Origin of the sequence: Sphingobium sp. LSP13-1-1.1 (assembly GCF_040676415.1) — a bacterium.
In the GTDB taxonomy this organism is placed as follows: Bacteria; Pseudomonadota; Alphaproteobacteria; order Sphingomonadales; family Sphingomonadaceae; genus Sphingobium.
Genome location: NZ_JBEGHU010000023.1, coordinates 195639 through 213857, shown reverse-complemented (window position 1 = coordinate 213857; position 18219 = coordinate 195639). Strand labels below are relative to the sequence as shown.

At 59.7% G+C, this 18219-nt stretch carries 11 protein-coding genes; 8 read left to right on the top strand and 3 right to left on the bottom strand.

Annotation, left to right across the window (positions count from 1 at the left end):
• Positions 1–19: 19 nt before the first annotated feature.
• Positions 20–799, bottom strand: a complete 780-nt coding sequence (locus MRBLSP13_RS12940) for an IclR family transcriptional regulator (RefSeq protein ID WP_133652229.1) — start codon at positions 797–799, stop codon at positions 20–22.
• Positions 800–946: 147 nt separating this feature from the next.
• On the opposite strand from MRBLSP13_RS12940, the gene MRBLSP13_RS12935 reads away from it, so the two are divergent.
• From MRBLSP13_RS12935 to MRBLSP13_RS12915, 5 genes are all read left to right on the top strand, one after another.
• Positions 947–2488 (top strand): alpha-L-fucosidase, encoded by a 1542-nt coding sequence (locus MRBLSP13_RS12935; RefSeq protein WP_363754831.1) that lies wholly within the window; start codon positions 947–949, stop codon positions 2486–2488.
• Positions 2489–2545: 57 nt separating this feature from the next.
• Positions 2546–3556, top strand: coding sequence for a zinc-binding alcohol dehydrogenase family protein (locus MRBLSP13_RS12930; protein ID WP_363754829.1), 1011 nt, complete (start codon positions 2546–2548; stop codon positions 3554–3556).
• Positions 3557–3820: 264 nt separating this feature from the next.
• The gene (locus tag MRBLSP13_RS12925) at positions 3821–7222 is read left to right on the top strand and encodes a TonB-dependent receptor (protein ID WP_363754827.1); all 3402 of its coding nucleotides are present in this window, start codon (positions 3821–3823) and stop codon (positions 7220–7222) included.
• A 114-nt stretch (positions 7223–7336) separates the two neighbouring features.
• Complete coding sequence (locus MRBLSP13_RS12920) at positions 7337–8866, top strand: tryptophan halogenase family protein (RefSeq protein WP_363754825.1); 1530 nt, start codon at positions 7337–7339, stop codon at positions 8864–8866.
• Entirely contained in the window at positions 8863–10380 is a 1518-nt protein-coding gene (locus MRBLSP13_RS12915; protein WP_363754823.1) for a tryptophan 7-halogenase, read from the top strand. Before MRBLSP13_RS12920 ends, MRBLSP13_RS12915 begins: the two co-directional genes overlap by 4 nt.
• Positions 10381–10598: 218 nt before the next feature.
• Here MRBLSP13_RS12915 and MRBLSP13_RS12910 read toward each other — a convergent pair whose 3' ends face one another.
• The gene (locus MRBLSP13_RS12910; RefSeq protein WP_363734586.1) at positions 10599–11321 is read right to left on the bottom strand and encodes a hypothetical protein; all 723 of its coding nucleotides are present in this window, start codon (positions 11319–11321) and stop codon (positions 10599–10601) included.
• A gap of 146 nt (positions 11322–11467) precedes the next feature.
• Here MRBLSP13_RS12910 and MRBLSP13_RS12905 point away from each other — a divergent pair, with 146 nt between their 5' ends.
• The 3 genes from MRBLSP13_RS12905 (at position 11468) to MRBLSP13_RS12895 (ending at position 16679) form a co-directional block, all read left to right on the top strand.
• On the top strand, positions 11468–12151 hold the full coding sequence (locus MRBLSP13_RS12905; protein WP_363754821.1) for a hypothetical protein: 684 nt from the start codon (positions 11468–11470) through the stop codon (positions 12149–12151).
• 359 nt (positions 12152–12510) lie between these two features.
• Entirely contained in the window at positions 12511–15081 is a 2571-nt protein-coding gene (locus MRBLSP13_RS12900; protein WP_363754819.1) for a glycoside hydrolase family 2 protein, read from the top strand.
• A 20-nt stretch (positions 15082–15101) separates the two neighbouring features.
• Complete coding sequence (locus tag MRBLSP13_RS12895) at positions 15102–16679, top strand: GH39 family glycosyl hydrolase (protein WP_363754817.1); 1578 nt, start codon at positions 15102–15104, stop codon at positions 16677–16679.
• A gap of 10 nt (positions 16680–16689) precedes the next feature.
• Here MRBLSP13_RS12895 and MRBLSP13_RS12890 read toward each other — a convergent pair whose 3' ends face one another.
• Positions 16690–18213, bottom strand: a complete 1524-nt coding sequence (locus MRBLSP13_RS12890) for a carboxylesterase/lipase family protein (protein ID WP_363754815.1) — start codon at positions 18211–18213, stop codon at positions 16690–16692.
• Positions 18214–18219 lie beyond the last annotated feature (6 nt).

Below are 18219 nucleotides of genomic sequence, written 5' to 3'. Positions count from 1 at the left end.
GGCTGAATGTCGATCCGTCCTAGGGCTGGTAGCCCAGCCGATCGGAAATCCGCTCCGTCGTGCGGCGCAGCATGTCGCGCGCCGCGTCCATTTCGACCTTCTGCGACCCGTCGATCAATGAGAGGAACGGAATGGTCAGGGCCGCAACCACATCCTTGTCGAAACCGAAGATGGGGAAGCTGATGTCGGTGACGCCGTAGGTTATCGGGCTGGGACGACTGTCGAAACCGGCCAGGCGGATCGCCTCCCGCCGCTCCGCCAGCCATTCGCGGTCGACCGTCACATGCCGTTCTTCCTCAACCTCGCGCACGATCCGGTCGACCCGTGCCTGGTTGGAATAGGCCAGGATCACCTGGCCCGAACAACTTTTGAGGATGTCGACGATAGTACCGACCTTCAGGGAAAATCCCCGCGTGCCAGGCTGCTCCTCACGCGCGACGACCATCCCGTGGCCCGTGGCGGGCACCACCAGATGGCAGGATTGGCCCGTTTCCAGCGCCAGCCCCTGCATTTCGGGTAAAGCGGCCCGCACCAGATCCTGCGATGGCGTGGCCCGGAACGCAACGTCCAGAAGCTTGTAGCTCACCGTGTATCGGTCTGTTGTCTGGGACTTACGCAAATATCCCAGATTCTCCATCACGACGATGATCCGGAAAAGCTCGCCCACCGTTCGCCCCAGATCGGCGGCGATTTCGCTGACCAGCGCCCCTTTGGGGTGGGTGGCGAGGTATTCGAGAACCTCAAAGGTCTTTTCGACTGCTGGTGCCGCGTAGGCGCGCTTGAGTTCGGATCGCGGCACGTTCGTTCATCCCCCTGGCATTCGATGGCGGCACCGTCATCCGATTTCGTCAATCGAAGGCTCAATTGCAACTTGAAAATATGTTTGTAAATATGCAAACAAGTGCAGACGATCACCTCATAGAGGTGCGCATCAGGGGAGAATCGGATGTCGGGCTTTACCAAGCGCCAATTACTTGGGGCACCGTTGGCGGCTGCCTTGAGTTCGGCGCTCGCTCCTGCGAGCGCCAGTGCGCGGCAGGGCGTGGCCAGGATCGCCGGCGGCCGTTTTGATTCGTCGGTCGCAAGTCTGAACAATTATGAAGTCCCTTCCTGGTTCGCCGACGCCAAATTCGGGATCTGGGCACATTGGGGTCCCCAGGCGGTTCCGGGGCAGGGCGACTGGTATGCGCGCTTCATGTATGTTCCCGGCCATCCGCATTACGACCATCACCTCAAGGCCTACGGTCATCCTTCGGAAAAGGGCTATAAGGACATCATTCCGCTCTGGATGGCGGAGAGGTTCGATCCCGATGCGCTGATGACGAAATACAAGGCGGCGGGAGCCAAATATTTCGTCTCCATGGGTGTTCATCACGACAATTTCGACCTGTGGCGCTCGCGCCATCACCGCTGGAATGCGGCGGAGATGGGGCCGAAACGCGACATTGTCGGTGCGTGGCAGGCGGCGGCAAAGCGCCAGGGGCTGCGCTTTGGCGTGTCCGAGCATCTGGGGGCAAGCTATACCTGGTGGCATCCCAGCCACCTATATGATCAGTTCTGGCCTATGCTCGGCCGATCCTATGACGGTAGCGACGCCCGCTTTGCCGACCTCTACCACGACAACCGGGGTGAACCGTTCATCAATACCCCGGAGTCCTGGTATACCAAGAATCCGGCCTTTCACCGCCACTGGTTCGACCGGATCAGCGATCTGATCGACAGCTACCAGCCCGACCTGTTGTACAGCGACGGCGGCCTGCCGTTCGGGGAGACCGGGCGCAGCCTGCTCGCCCATTTCTATAACAGCAGCATAGCGCGGACCGACAAGCTTGAAGCGGTCTATAATTGCAAGCAGACCGGCTCCGGTGAATTCCATCGCAACGCGGTGGTGCAGGACGTAGAGCGCGGGGTGCTCAAGGGCATTCAGGATCGGCCCTGGCAGACCGATACGTCCAACGCGGACTGGTTCTTCAGCGAGAACTTTCCCCATAAATCGACAGCGACGGTCATCGGCCTGCTGGCTGACATCGTCAGCAAGAACGGCAATCTCTTGCTGAACGTCACGCTCTATCCCGATGGCAGCCTGCCGCCGGAATCCGACCAGTTGCTGGTCGAACTGGCCGCATGGATGAAGGTCAACGCCGCCGCTATCCATGGCACGCGCCCGTGGAAGATCCACGGCGAGGGGCCGACCGAAACGCAGGACGGGATGTTTCGGGAAGACGTGGCCTATACGGCGCAGGACATACGGTTCACCACAGGTGGTGGGGCCCTCTATGCGATCACTCTGGGCGAACCGCGCGGTCGCGTTTCGATCGCGTCGCTGGCCGCCGGCAATCCCCATGACCAGCGTCGGATCAGGCGCGTCACATTGCTGGGCAATCCTGCGCAACTCCATTTCCAACAGGACAGCGCGGCCCTGACGGTGACGCTGCCGGACCGACTGCCGAGCCGCCTGGCAAGCGCCCTGCGGATCGATTTCGCATGATAGGAAGGAAAGTTCAGTGAAGATGGGTGGTGAAGGGTCTTGTCCGGGACGCGGCCATTGAAGGCGATTCTGTGCGACGCGCCATTCGCGCTTTCGGTGATAGAACGAGCCCGGCCTCAGCCCGGTCCGGGTGAAGTTCTGCTGAAGATCGCGCGGGTCGGTTTGTGCGGTACCGATTATCATATTTATTCGGGGACCCAGCCTTACCTCTCCTACCCGCGGGTGATGGGGCACGAGATTTCAGGCACGGTTGCCGCGACCGGGGAAGATTCCGCCTTCGGCATTGGTCAGTTGGTGACCGTCAATCCCTATCTGGCCTGCGGCGAATGCCGTGCCTGCCGCCGCGGCAAGCCCAATTGCTGCAGCAACATCTCCGTTCTTGGCGTGCACCAGGACGGTGCAATGAGCGAATATGTGCTTGTGCCGGAAAGGGCACTGATAGACGCTACCGGGCTGTCGCCCGACCACGCTGCGATGGTTGAGTTCCTCGCGATTGGCGCTCATGCAGTGTCTCGCGCGGCTGTGCGCCGCGACGATCGTGTGCTGGTTGTCGGGGCAGGACCGATCGGCGTCGCAGTGGCGCTGTTCGCGAAGCTCGACGGTGCGGATGTGACCTTGATCGACACGCGGCAGGCCCGGCTTGATCATGCGCGCGAGAAGGTTGGCATTGCTCACACATTGTTGGTTTCCGATCAGTTGAAAGCTGATCTGGCGGCGGCAACGGACGGAGAATTCTTTGACTGCGTTTTCGATGCGACGGGTAACATCCAGGCGATGTCCGCAGGACTTGCCTATGTTGCGCACGGCGGCACTTATGTGCTGGTGAGCGTCGTCAAGGATGACCTGATTTTCCCGGATCCCGAATTTCACAAGCGTGAAACGACCTTGCTGAGCAGCCGAAACGCCACTGCGGGTGATTTTGACAGAGTAATAGCTGCCATATGCAGTGGAAAGTTGCCGATGCGTGCTCTTCATACGCACAGCGTGGCGATGAACGACCTGCCGCGCGATCTGCCCAACCTGATCGATCAGGCTGATTCCGTCCTCAAGGCAATTGTGGTCATGTGAGTCATAAATATTTGATTTATCGACAATTTAATCAGTCTGATGGTTCGAACTACAACGCTTTAAACGCCAGGAGGGTAGAAATGTCTGAGGATTATTTTTCTTGCAGAGCCTTGCGCTAAACGACCAATTTGGTTACCTATTCAATTACTCGGACAAAATGATTCGAGGGTTCGTCTGGCGTGATATCGGCTTGATCCGATGCGCGATTGTCTAACGGATTTTATAACTGATGGCTCGGTTGGGGGCCAACCTCGTGGAGGGGGCATGATGGGAAAAGTTTCCATGCATTCAAATGGGATGCTGTTTGCGGGCGCGTCGTCGCTCGCGCTGGCCATTTGTGCGACAAGTACGCCGGCATTCGCGCAAAGCACGGACGCGGCAACCAGCAAAAAAGCCGAAGATTCGGGCTCGGATTCCACGATCATCGTGACCGGCTTGCGCGGAGCGTTGCAGACGGCTGCCGTGCGCAAGAAGAATGCGGACACCGTGATGGACTCCATCACGGCGACGGATATCGGTGCCTTCCCCGACAAGTCGGTTGCGGAGGCTTTGCAGCGCGTGCCCGGCATCACGGTCAACCGTTTCGCAGTGAGCAGTGACACCGCGCACTTCTCTGCCGAACCTAACGGCGTGATCATCCGCGGCCTCCCGCAGGTCCGCAACGAGTTCAACGGCCGCGACACCTTCTCTGCGAACAGTAGTCGAGGCCTGTCGTGGAGTGACGTTCCGGCGGAGTTGCTGGGCGGCGTCGACATCTACAAGAACCAGACGGCGGACCTGATCGAGGGCGGTATCGCCGGTTCGGTCAACTTGCGTACGCGCGTTCCCTTCGACGCGAAGGGGGAACTGATACAGATCGGTGCCAAGGCCAATTATGGAGACGCGGCCAAGAAATGGTCACCGGATCTCAACGCATATTACAGCAATCGCTGGAACACCGGAATCGGTGAAATCGGTATTATGGGGCATGTCGCCTACTCGCACGTCAATACTGCATCTCTGGGTCTGCAGTCCTACCGCGCGGGCGTTTTTACTGGAGGTATGATTTCCGGCAGCCAGGACGTCAACGCCCAGTTTGGACCAGGTGCTGTCGTCATTCCGACTGGCGTAAATATGCTGGACACCACATATGAGCGTAAGCGGACGGGTGTTGCTGCGGCCGCGCAATGGCGAAGCAACGACCAGAAATGGCTAGCGACTTTCCAGTATATTCGCTCGAACTATAACAATGTAATGCGCGAGCATGGCGTTGGCGTCAACATGTTCGGAATTCCCAGCTCCGATCCGAATTACCGTTTCCAGCCGGGCTACAGCGACATTCCAGTGCCAGCCCCGGGGACCGACCCGTTTACCTTCGGGCAGGATGGCTTCATTGATCGCGGCACATTCAACATGGCTGGCGGCTGGTGGGGTCCTCCGGCGGATGAAGCCAACATGGCACTCAACTCGGATGGCACCGCCATGATCCGTAGCTGTTATGGGTGGAACACCTACCCTGAGGGCTATTGCTCGGCATCTGACCAGCACGGTGTAGGCGTCAATGCAAGCAACCGCTATTCCAAAGGTCAGAATATGACCCAGGAAGGCGGGTTCAACCTCAAATATGAGGCGACCGATAATCTTCGGTTCAATTTCGACGCACAATATGTCGATTCGACTATCAAGTTGTACGATGCTGCACTGACTTTATCGTCATGGGCAGATGTCGAACTTGACAACCTCGGTACGCACCCGCGTATTTTGGCATTCAACGCGCCGACGAACATCGCCCAATCTCCGGGCGGACTTTCGAATCCAAACAACTATTATATCCACGACCTTGCGGACAATGTTCAGGACAGTTCGGGTCAGGAAGTGGCCATGCGCTTCGACGGCGAATGGAATACTCCGTTCGACTGGGCAGATACCGTCAAGTTCGGCGTACGCTATGCCGATCGCGATCAGCGGGTGCAAGGCAGCTCCTATAACTGGGCCAACATTGCCAATACCTGGACGCAAGGCTGCCAGTACATCTACTTCAACGCGGATTCGAAGCCGGGATCGTGCACCAGCAATGGCGTTACGACGACGTTCAACGGCTACCCCGCGAATTTCTACAAGGTGGGAGAGTTTGGCAATCCGTTCTTCGGCGGCTCGCTTGGCATGTTCCCACATGTTCCTTTCTCGTTCCTTGCCAATCACCAGCTTGACCTGTTCAGCCGCGACAAGATTTCAAATCCTGATCCAGTTACCGGCGCGGGTGGTATCGGTTCCTTTATCCCGGTCTGTAGCCGTAATGGTCAGCCAGGCACTGGCGTTCCGACGGAAATGCCCAACAGCTGTTTCGCGCAAAACGAAATCGCCGACGTGTCGGAAACGACCCGCTCTGCTTATCTGATGGTGAAGTTTGGCGGAAACGACACCTTGCACATTGGTGGGGTAAGGGTTAGCGGCAATATCGGCGTGCGTTACATCAACACGCGTGTAAAGAGCTTGGGCTTTGAACAGTATCCGCGGCTTCAGGCCAGCCCGGAAACTGCCTGTCCGTCCACTCCGCTCGTTCCGGGCGGGTTGACGGGCAATGCGTCGCCGCCGCCGCTGCCGCAACCAGGCCAGCCTGTCCAGGTACCCTATAGCTCCATCTGCTATATGTCTCCTGAAGATGTCCAGTTTGCCATGGGTGACGGGACAGGCAAGCCCATCAACATCAAGGTGTCGCAGAATCATATCCTGCCCAGCTTCAACCTGCGCTTTGATTTCTCGCCCAAATGGGTGATGCGTCTTGCCGCGTCGAAGGCAATGTCACGACCCGATATGGGACTGTTGAGAAGCTATCTGAGTGTCAGTCAGAACTTGCCGGGCACTTCGCCTGATGATCCGCGGTGGATCAAGGACGCGCAGGGCAATATCATAGGCGCGGCGCCTGAATATATGGCCAGCGCGTTCAATGCGCGTCTGAAGCCAACGACTGCATGGCAATTCGACGTGTCGCTTGAGCATTATTTTGCCAATGCCGGCATGTTCAGTCTCGCGCTGTTCCACAAGCAGTTTTACGACTATATCCAGTTCGGGCGCTTCTTTGCGGAAGTTACCAATAACGGCGTGACCCGGACGGTTCAGGTCAGTGGCCCTGCAAACGGCAAGGGTGCGAAGATCCAGGGCGCCGAGGTCGCTTATAACCGCTTCTTCGACTTCTTGCCCGAACCGTTCAATCACTTCGGCATACAGGCCAACTACACCTTCATCCGTAACAAGGGTGTGCCGAATTCGAACCTGGCGTCCATGTGGCCGGGGGTTTACACGCCCAGCACGATCAATCCGGGATCGCTCGAAGGGCTATCGAAGCATTCCTTCAACCTCGTCGGCCTGTTTGAGAAGGGGCCGTTCGGCGCAAGGCTCGCGTACAACTGGCGGAGTCGATATCTTATCACCGCCGCCGACTGCTGCGTTGGCTTGCCGGTCTGGTCGAAGGCCTTGGGCTATCTCGACGGATCGATCCGCTACAGCGTGAACAAGAATATCGAACTGAGCATCGAAGGTAGCAATCTGCTCAATACCAAGACTGTAACCGAGCAGCAGATGTCCGATTCCCAGAGCCCTGAGGGCAAGATGATCCTGATGCAGAATAGCTGGTTCCGGCAGGATCGCAGGTTCACCTTCGGCGTGCGGTGGAAGATGGGCGGCTAAGACAAGCGGAGCGGGAATAGGGGGCGCTCCTGCGGGTGAGGCCCCCTTTCTTTTTTGGCCATGAATTTGTAGCCAGAGATTTCACAACGGCCTCATGCGGACGGATGGTTTAGGATGGGCGAACCTCTGGATATCGTGATTTTGGGCGGTGGGACGGCTGGTTGGATGGCGGCAACCGCTCTCGTGACATTTCTGCCTTCGTCCCGTTGCCGCGTGCGTTTGGTTGAATCGGAGGAAATCGGAATTGTTGGCGTCGGCGAGGCGACGCTGCCGCAAATGAAGAATTTCAACGACGCGATTGGCGTCAATGAAGCGGAAATGATGCGGGCCACCAAGGGCGCGTTCAAACTTGGCATCGAATTTGTCGACTGGGGTACGAAGGGTTCGCGTTATATCCATCCCTTTGGCACGCACGGAACGGCCGATACGGCCCACGTCTTTCATCATCGATGGGTAAGAGCCCTGCGCAGCGGCTGGGAATCCGATATTCAGGAATATTCGTTCGCCGTGCAAGCAGCGCGAATGCGCCGATTCAACTTTCCGAGCACGGATCAGGCGGCGATCGATTCGACCTTTTCCTACGCCTACCATTTCGACGCCAGTCTTTATTCCGTGTTTCTTCGTGGACTTGCCGAACAGCGCGGGGTAATCCGCACCGAAGGCAAGGTCCGGGAAATCGTTCGCGATCCGCAAAGCGGCGATGTCCGTTCGCTGACACTAGAATCCGGAGAGTCGATTACTGGCGACCTGTTTATCGATTGTTCCGGCTTTCGTTCACTGCTGCTGGACAAGACTCTTGGAGTGGCGTGGGAAGACTGGTCCAAGTGGTTGCCATGCGATCGTGCCTTTGCCGTTCCCAGCGAGCGCGGCGAGTTTACTCCGTTCACGCGTTCCACGGCAATGGAGGCCGGCTGGCGCTGGCGCATCCCCTTGCAGCATCGTACCGGCAATGGTTATGTCTGCTCATCGTCCTTCATCAAGGAGGAGGACGCGGCCGCTTCGCTGCTACGCAGCCTGGACGCCAAACCTCTGGCAGAGCCGCGCATGCTCAGGTTCCAGGCGGGCAGGCGCGTCGTCAGCTGGGAAAAGAACTGCGTTGCCATCGGCCTTGCCAGCGGATTCCTGGAACCGTTGGAATCCACCAGCATCTACCTTATTCAGGTCGCGGTCCTCCAGCTTCTGCCATTACTCCCGATAAAGCGGATCGACCCGCGGCTGCGGGATGAATTCAACCGCCTGATCGACATGGAGTATGAACGGATCCGGGATTTCCTGATCCTGCACTATAAGCTCAACACGCGCGATGACGCCGAAATCTGGCGTTATTGCGCCGCCATGGAGGTTCCTGACAGCCTAAACCACAAGATCGAGATCTTCCGCCACAGCGGGATCATAAAGCGCTATCATGGGCTGTTTTCGCCGCCGAGTTGGCTGAGCGTGTTCGTTGGTCAGGGTCTTGTTCCTGAGGGCTATAGCCGGCTGGCAGATACAGAGCCGGAGGATGACATGATCGCCGGTCTGGATGCCTTGCGCACCATGATCCGTGACAAGGTCGGGCAAATGCCCAGCCACGATGATTTCATCGCCGATTATTGCGCGCCGGAATCCCCGCTGGCTGCGGTTACCGAGGAGGTCAGACCGTGAGGCCGGTAAACGATGTGGTGGTGATCGGCCGCGATGCTCCCGTCTGGATGGCTGCCGCGGCAATTGTTCGCTCGCTGGGCGCCGCAGGGGTCAAGGTGCGGGTGATCGAACTGCCCAGCCTGTTGAAAGCGACCGATTGCTATTCCGCGCTTCCCGCTCTGGACGGCTATCATTTGCGTGTCGGCCTGAACGATCGGCTCGTGTGGACAACGTGCAAGGCCGTGCCTGTGGCGGGCCAGCGTTTCAATGGCTGGGGCGGCGCTGGCGCCCCGTTTCTCCACGGCTATGATCGTGAAATCGCTGATGCGCCCCTCGAGTTTACGCATTTCTGGACCAAGGCCCGCCAGGATGGACTGCGGTCCGAGTTCGAGGCTTTCTCGCTCGCTGCCATGGCAGCGCGGGCTGGCCGTGTCCCTGTCCCGCAGGACGGCGCCTCCCTCCGCGCGACATTCGGCTATAACATCGATGCCCGCTCCTATGCCGTGCTGCTGCGGCATTGCACGCTCGGGCTGGGCATTGCAGCGAAGGAGGCCACGCTTGCGGACGTCGAGGTCGACGGGGACCGGATCGCGGCTGTCGTGCTTGATGACGGTGAACGGGTGGAGGCCGACCTGTTTGTCGATGCCTCCGGACCGGAAGGGCGGCTGATCGGTCGCTTGCCGGGCACCGAACTGGAGTCCTGGCGTGAATGGCTGCCATGCGACCGTGTCATGGTCGCGTCGGCCAGAACACTTCAGCCGCTACCCTCGTTCAGCCAGATTTCGGCATTCGCGCAGGGGTGGATCGGGCTCTTTCCGATGCAGAATCGCACGAGCGTCGTTGCCGTATATGACAGCCGCCAAATATCCGACCAGGAAATGGCGCAAAGCCTGCCAAGCCTCGCGCGGGCGCCGGTTAACAGCGAGGTGGCAGTGTCGCCGCTCAACCAGGGCATTCGTCGTCGCTGTTGGGTAGGGAACTGCGTAGCCATCGGCGAAGCCGCCTTTTCACTTGAGCCGCTTGATGCCGTGCAGTTGCATATGACTCATAATTGCATCTCGCAACTGATGGCGCTGTTTCCAGTCGAAGCGGGGCAGTTTCCCGAAGCGCAGACCTATGACGACATCATTCGTTGTGTCGCTTCCAATCTGCGCGATTTCCAGATCTTGCATTACAAGCTCAATCACCGGATTGGAGAGTTGTTCTGGGACCGTTGTCGCGAAACGGCCGTACCTGAAACTTTGCAACGCAAACTCGATATCTTCGCCGCGCGAGGGCATGTTCCGCTCAATGATTTCGAGACGTTTCAGACGAGTAGCTGGGCCAGTTCGTTCATCGGTCACGGGTTGATGCCGCAAAGCTTCGATCCCCGGCTTGATGCAATCGAAGAGCGCGAGCAGATTGCCGAAGTGCACCTGCGAATGAAAGCTGTCATCAGCCAGGTCGAAGCTTTTCCATCAGTGGAAGATTTTATCGCACCGACACAACAGCAAGGTCAGGCGCGAGCTGCTCCTTTGCGACAGGAACAGTTGTGAACATCCGCAGCGTGTCCGCCTTCGAAGTCGTTCGTCGCCCCGGTGCGTCAAAGTGTTCGGGCGTGCGCCGGCTTGATGCTCCCCGACGAGCGGATCATAGAAAGGGGTGGAGGCGAGGTGCTTTGCCCGAAGGCACTCGATCCAAGTCCTCCGCATGCGATCTGGTCGGACCGACCAGATCGCATGCGGGCTTCGGGGTTGCGGTTGATCGTAGCCGATCAGCTCCGCTTGAGTACACCTGTGAAGTGATGGATGCTGTCGCCGGTGCGAACGGTAATCGTGATCGGAAGATCGGCATCGGCCGTGGACTTCTTGTTCCGTTTCGGCATCTCGAACACCAAATATCCTCCCGAAGCAGCCTGAGGAGCCACCTGGTCTGGCATCAGCAGCTGATAAAGGGCGTCCAGTGTCTTGCCGCCGGGTTGCAGATATTCGTCATCGAGATTGCGCCTGAGCGATTCGAAATCGGTCTGGCGCGTTCCGATATTTGGAGCCGCCGCGGGAGAGTTGCCGGGCATCCCCGATTGGGTTTGTCCCATCAGCGACGACAGCGTGCTGTTGTTCTGTGCGGTGACGGCTGCTGCGCGGTTCTGCTCCCGCTTGATGAGGCCATAGCCACGATCAAACTCCGCGAGCGGGACCTTCTTGAGTTCGGAACCATCGGCCAGGGTGAGAGTCACATCGTCCGGGCCGAATTCAAACGGCTCGGTTCCGAGGTTCATGACGAGAACCCGGATGGTTCCCCGTTTGTCGGCTGCAAGGCCGGGGGCGACAATTCGTACAAGGGCGCGATCGGTCTTGTCATCCACCGCGTGGAGGCCGGCGTGGCCCTTCACCGTAGCGCCATTCGCAGGCTGCAGGTTCACCATGTAGCCATTGGCCAGCGCCGCGCCAGAAACCGAAAGTGCCGCCGCAGCCAAAAAGAGTTTTCGCAAACGCATGAACTTGCTTCCTTCGGTTGTGCAATATGGGGTGCTGCTGTTACAGGTACAAAAATCAGACAATTGCGTCAATGATCCGGCTCGCCAGTGGAACTGCCGAAAAATCTGCCTGGACCGCTGAGAAAATGAGAGAGGAAACAGAACCGATGACATGGAAAATCCTTACCGCAGCAACCTTCGCGGCGGCAATGGTTGAACCAGCGATCGCCCAGACCATACCTACGGGGCCGTTGCCGGGAACGGTGGACAGCACTGCGGCCGCCCGCAACGACAGGGCTCAGGTCGAAGGATATAACCGGATCGTCAATGAAGGCGTAAAGGTTTCCAGTCCAGGCGACCGTCGCGCGGCAAAGAGGAAAAACGGCCCGATTCTCGCTACTCCGGCCGATTTCGTCCCTGGGGCCGCCGTGCGGGACAAAAATGGCGTCCAGGTCGCAACCATCAAGGAACTCGATGAGGATGGCGCTGTTGTCAGCGCCGATAACAGGTTGGCCAAGCTGCCCATCAATTCTTTTGGCAAGGATTCCGCCGGGTTGATGATCGGCATCTCGGCCGACGAATTCCGGGCCGCCATTGCAAATACCTCGGTTCCCGCTGTGCAGGAATCCAAGATCGTCGACGCAACGGCCGCAGACATGACGCCGGGTGCCGTCATTCGTGACAGCGAGGGCGTGCCGATTGGCACGGTCGAAAAAGTGCTCGACACCGGCGTTGTCGTGGTCACCGATGGGAAGAAGGTCAAAATGGCGCTCAACTCCTTCGCGAAGGACGAGAAGGGCTTGATGATCGGCATTACGGCCAGCGAACTGAAGGCGGCCATCAACAAATAGCATCACTCGCCGGCAGCGTTGCCCAAATTGGAACGATGGATTTGGAGGGGTATTGCCCTGGCGTTGTGGTTGCGCCTCCAATCCGTGGCGGCGGCGACTGCCTTATGGGATTTGCTGATGACCCTGGACCATTTTCGTTTGTCGGATGGACAGGCGAAGGTGGGGCGGACGCGGCACCGAAAATCAGCGTCAGGACAAGTTGTGCGTCGCTCAGTTGCCATCGGGCGGCGAAAGTTTTTGCGTTCGAAATAAGGTGTTTGGTCAGGCGATGGCGGCGACCGTCGCGGGCGAAGCAGGGAGCAAGAGTTTCAACCATGTTACGAAGTTTGAGGCTGCTGCTTTGCGTTGTCGCTGCAACCATGTCGTTCGTATGTCCGATGGCCTTTGCCAAGGAAGCGAAGACGGTAATCGCCATTCCGGAAGGACGGACACGGACCATCTTTAATGCCGATTGGCATTTCGCTTTGGGATCGCACTGGGGGGCAGAGGCGGCCAATTTCGATGATGCAGCATGGGCACGGATTGGATTGCCGCACAGCTTCAGCATGCCTTATTTTCGGGCGCCCGACTTCTACACCGGCGACGGATGGTACCGCAAATCCTTCCACCTCGCCAAGATTCCCGTGGGACGGCGCCTGGAATTGGAGTTCGAGGGCGCCTTTCAGGACGCGCGGATTTATGTGAACGGCGTCGAAATCGCGCGACACAAGGGCGGCTATACCGGTTTTCCGGTAGACATCACCAAGGCGGTGCGCCCAGGACGCAATGTAATCGCGGTATTGGTCAACAACGAATGGCAGCCAACATTACCGCCCAGGGCGGGTGAGCATGTGTTCAGCGGCGGCCTCTATCGCGACGTCTGGCTAGTCACGACCGACGAAGTGCATGTGCCCTGGACCGGAACGAGGATCACCACACCGGAACTGTCGGAGTCGTCCGGCCGGGTCGCGGCCGAGACCGAGGTTCGCAATGCTGGATCGACGTCTGCCGACGTCACGGTGCGGACGAGCGTGGTCGACGGCCATGGTCGAGCCATATCGACATTGCCCGACCAGCGGTTGACGGTAGCCCCGGGCAGCACGGCGATCGCTCGGCAATTGTCCGCGCCCATAGCGCGGCCTGGCTTGTGGAGCCCGGAAAGTCCCGTGCTGTACCGGGCGATCACCAGCCTGATCGTGAATGGCCGCGAGCGGGATCGGTTCGACACCGAATTCGGCTTCCGATGGTTTGAATGGACCGCGGATCGCGGCTTCTTCCTGAACGGCAAGCACCGTTACTTCCGCGGCGCCAACGTTCATCAGGATCAGGCGGGCTGGGGGGATGCGGTCACCAACGGTGCGATCGAACGCGATGTCAAAATGATCAAGGATGCGGGGTTCGATTTTATCCGCGGCTCACATTATCCGCACGATCCCCATTTTGCTGAGGCCACCGATCGCCTTGGCGTGATGTTCCTGTCGGAAATGAATTTCTGGGGAACCGCGGGGTTCCGCAATCCATGGGGTGCTTCGGCCTATCCGACCGATCCCGCTCATCGGGCAGAGTTCGACGCGAACGCCAAGCAGCAATTGACCGAGATGATCCGCATCAACCGCAATCGGCCTTCGATCGTGGTTTGGGGGATGGACAATGAAGCGTTCTTCACTGCGCCCGAAACCATGCCGGACGTGCGGCGGCTGCTTTCGGAAATGGTCGCGCTGACGCATCAGCTTGATCCGACCCGCCCTGCCGCGATCGATGGCGCGCAGCGCGGCGACATCGACAAGCTGGGCGACATTGCCGGCTATAATGGCGACGGCGCCAGCCTGTTCGCCGATCCCGGCATTCCCAATTTCGTCGCCGAATATGGCACCACCATGACCAATCGGCCGGGCAAATATGAACCGGGCTGGGACGATCTGGTCAATACCCGCGGCGCGGACAAGACCAAGGAAGGTTCGTGGCGGCTGCCCTGGCGGTCGGGCGAGGTGATTTGGGCGGGTTTCGATCATGGCTCGATCGCGGGCAAACGGTTCGGCGGCATGGGGATGATCGATTATTTCCGCCTGCCCAAGCGGCAATATTACTGGTATCGCAACGCCTATGCCGGAGTGCCACCGCCGGTCTGGCCCGTTGCCGGGGAACCGGCGGCCTTGCGGATCACGACCAGCGCCCCCACCATCACGCGCGGCGACGGCACCGACGACGTGCAGGTGATCGTCAGCGTGGTCGACAGCCAGGGACGCCGGCTGAGCAACAGCCCGCCGGTCCGGCTGAGCATAGAGGCCGGGCCGGGCGAGTTGCCCACCGGGCGCAGCATCGACTTTGCTCCCGATAGCGACATCGAGATCCGCGATGGCGAGGCGGCGATCGCCTTGCGCAGCTGGCAGGCCGGGATTACCCGGCTGCGCGCAACTTCGCCGGGGCTCAAGGACGGCCTGGCGACAGTGCGAACGCTGAAGGGCCCGCCATTCGTGCCCGGAAAGACCGCGCTTGCCGCGCCGCGCCCCTACACGGCCTTTGTCAGGCAGCAGAGCGAACGCCCAGGAGATGGCGAATTCGGGCTCAACAACCCGACCTTCGCCAGCAGCAGTGCGCCGGCCCACAGCTCGCGCCTGGCAAATGACGGCGATCCGTCAACCTATTGGAGTCCGGCACCGGGCGATGGCGAAATGACCCTCGCTATCGACCTGGAACGGGTGGTTGAGGTGCATTCACTGACCATCACCTTCCCGCAATCGGCGCCCTATGGCTTCATGGCTGAAATTCTCGATGAGCAGGGGCAGTGGCGCAAGCTTGCCGAGAATTTCCCGGGCATGGAAGACGCGATCACGCGGAAGCTCGAAACCGATCCGGTGATCGGACGGCGTGTGCGCATCCGCTTCTGGCCGCCCAAGGACGCGATAGTCGGGATCTCTGAATTGCGGGTCACTGGCGCCCTGCAGAACTGACAAGAACAAGGGGAATGTGGATGATGAAAATGGTCAACCGGCGCGCGCTGCAGCCGTCTCTGGCTCTGGCTTTGGCCGCGGCGCTGCTTGCCGGCACGCCGGCACAGGCGGACCGGCGAGTGGCGGCCGATATGAGCGCAATCGCGGGCGACACCAACCAGATGTGGCGCGACAGCGTGGGCGCGGACCATGGCGGACTGTTGTTGCGGCGTGAAAATGTCGATCAGTTGGAACTGACTCAGCGCGAGATCGGATTCCGCTATATCCGCTTCCACGCGATCTTCCTGCATGACACCGATCCCTATCGCGAGATCGATGGACGACCCTATTATAATTTCGACCGGGTGGCACAGGTCTATGCCAACGCGCTCAAAGCGGGGATCAAGCCGTTCGTCGAGGTCGGCTTCATGCCGACCGACCTCGCCAGCGACAGCCGCACGATCTTTCACTGGAAGGGCAACGGTTCGCCGCCCAAGGACTGGCAGAAGTGGTCGGATTTCATCACCGCATTCACCAGGGACATGGAAGCACGGTTCGGCCGCGAGGAAGTGCGCAGCTGGCGTTTTGAGGTGTGGAATGAGCCGAACCTCGATGGCTTCTGGACCAAAGGGGATCAGGCCAGTTATTTCAAACTCTACGATACGACCGTCCGCGCGATCAAAGGCGTCGATCCCGAATTGAAGGTGGGCGGCCCGGCGACTGCCGGGGCAGTCTGGGTTCCTGAGTTCCTTGCGCACGCCAGGCAGGTCGGTTCACCCGTCGATTTCGTGACGACCCATACCTATGGCGTTGCCGGGGGCTTCTTCGATGAGAAGGGTGAGGGCGACAACCGGCTCGTGCTCGATCGCCGTGCGGTCATCAACGATGTCGACAAGGTGCGCGGGGAGATCGACCGTTCGCCCTTTCCCGGCTTGCCTCTCTACATCACCGAATGGAGCACCAGCTACAATCCGCGTGACCCGATACACGATACCTATCTCAACGCGGCGTTCATTCTCAACAAGCTGAAGGGCACCGAGAAGACGGCGCAGTCGATGAGCTATTGGGTCTATAGCGACCTGTTCGAGGAAGCAGGGCCGCCGCCGACACCCTTTCATGGGGGCTTCGGATTGCTCACGCGCGAGGGTGTGCGCAAGCCCTCCTACTTCGCCTATCGCTACCTTTCGCAGCTGGGCAAATCCGAGTTGCGGAACGGCGATGAGGAAAGCTGGCTGACCCGTGATGGCGACAATTTCTCCGGACTGATCTGGAACTACACGATCCCCGATCAAAAGCTGTCCAACCGGCCTTACTATACGCGGATTCATCCTGCGCAGAAGCTGGAGCCGGTGCGCCTGTCGCTGGCAGCAGTAAAGCCGGGCTCCTATCGCTTGCGCGTGTACCGAACCGGATACCGGGCTAACGACGCCTACACCACCTATATGGAATGGGGACGGCCGGACAAGCTGACCGACCAGCAACTGGCCCGCCTGCAAGCTCAGACTCGAGACACGCCGGAATTGGACCGGACCGTCAAGGTCGGCGTCGATGGTCGGTTCGAGCAAAAGCTTGATATCCGGACGAACGACATGTTGCTGGTGAAACTCGACCGGCAGTAACCGCCCTGGCTTAAGGCAAAGGGGCAAACAGAGAAAAGTCTGGCAGGGGATGCGCCTTCAGTTCCGGCGCATCGCCAATCGCATGGATCGATGCGTTCGAGCCATCGAACGCAGGCCATTTAGGGAGTCCCTTGCGGCCCGGCTTGCCGGTGCTGGCAAAGGCAATGACGGTTTCGGCGAGCTGGTCCGCAAGTTTTCGATCCTTCTCGCTCCACGCGCGCGGATCGACCGAGAGGTTGTCGAACAGATACTGGATTTCGGTGCCGTGCCCCGCACCGCAAGCATAATAGCATGGGCCAGCCGCTTTGGTTGGCTGGTGCGCGAAATAGTAGACATAGGGTGCGGAGCGTCCGTACCGGGCCTGCAACCGCGCCCAGTGCACCATCCGCCAACCCCACCAGTCATTGACGAACCGGACCATCGATTCCCGCGCCTGCGCATCGGTCGTGGCGGGGTAGGCGGCCAGCATCGCGGGTGAAGGGGACTGGGGCAAAAGCTCGCCCATCAACCCGGCGCTATTCCTGGCGTCGAAAGTGGTTCCGCCGGTCAGGTCTTTGCTTTCTTCCGCATTCCAACCGACCAGGAGCGGCACGTCGTTCTGCACACCGTCGCGGTAGGTCGTGGTCATGTCGGAACGGAGCAGGTGCCCGTCAATGTGGACGTTCGGTTGCCAGATGTGCTGTTGCAACTGTTCCACGCTCATCGCGCGCAAGGCTGTCAGATTGGTGGCCCCAGCCGTCCTGGCGAACACCTCGCCATTTGCTTCGGCGGTACGATTGTCGGTAAAGCGATGACTGTCCTCCGGGTTGATCGGCAGTGCATCGTTCCCGCTTTGGGCGATGGCCCTGTGGAATAGGCCTTTGGCAAGCGGCGAAGCGACCAGCACGGCGACCGATTCTCCGCCGGACGAACTGCCCATGATCGTCACCCGGCCCGGATCGCCGCCAAAGGCAGCGATATTGTCCTTCACCCAGCGCAAGGCGGCGATCTGATCGTGGATGCCCTGATTGCCCGAGACATTATCTGGCGTTTCGCGCCTGAGCTCAGGGTGGGCAAAGAAACCGAAAACGCCGACCCGATAATTCAGGCTGACCACGATGGCACCGCGCTTTGCCAGATTGGCGCCATGCTGGTTGGGCTGGGTGGGTGTGCCGCCTTTCATGGCGCCACCGTGGATCCACACGATGACAGGCAGGTCTTTCGCCTCACGCGGCGCCCAGACGTTCAGGTAAAGGCAGTCTTCGCTCTTGGGGTTGGAAACCCAGGTCACGGTCTGTGCACAGGCGGGTGAAAAGGCGCGCGTCTCACGCTGGCCTGTCCATGACACGACCGGTTGGGGCCTTCGCCAGCGCAAGTCGCCCACGGGAGGCGCGGCGAAGGGCACGCCCAGATATTCGTCAACACCCGCCTGCCGCGTTCCGACAATGGCCCCGCCGCTGACCTCAAGCGGCGGGGTTGCGGTTTGCGCGAGAGCGGAGCCGGGCCAGGCCGGCACAAGCAGTCCCGCCACCAGCAGGGCCTTCAATTTGCGCATGGCGCT

Bases quoted from the DNA above. Each gene is read 5' to 3' on its own strand.
- MRBLSP13_RS12900 (WP_363754819.1), top strand. From the start codon at position 12,511: ATGTCGTTCGTATGTCCGATGGCCTTTGCCAAGGAAGCGAAGACGGTA.
- MRBLSP13_RS12910 (WP_363734586.1), bottom strand. From the start codon at position 11,321: ATGCGTTTGCGAAAACTCTTTTTGGCTGCGGCGGCACTTTCGGTTTCT.
- MRBLSP13_RS12925 (WP_363754827.1), top strand. From the start codon at position 3,821: ATGATGGGAAAAGTTTCCATGCATTCAAATGGGATGCTGTTTGCGGGC.
- MRBLSP13_RS12905 (WP_363754821.1), top strand. From the start codon at position 11,468: ATGACATGGAAAATCCTTACCGCAGCAACCTTCGCGGCGGCAATGGTT.
- MRBLSP13_RS12895 (WP_363754817.1), top strand. From the start codon at position 15,102: ATGATGAAAATGGTCAACCGGCGCGCGCTGCAGCCGTCTCTGGCTCTG.
- MRBLSP13_RS12935 (WP_363754831.1), top strand. From the start codon at position 947: ATGTCGGGCTTTACCAAGCGCCAATTACTTGGGGCACCGTTGGCGGCT.
- MRBLSP13_RS12920 (WP_363754825.1), top strand. From the start codon at position 7,337: ATGGGCGAACCTCTGGATATCGTGATTTTGGGCGGTGGGACGGCTGGT.
- MRBLSP13_RS12890 (WP_363754815.1), bottom strand. From the start codon at position 18,213: ATGCGCAAATTGAAGGCCCTGCTGGTGGCGGGACTGCTTGTGCCGGCC.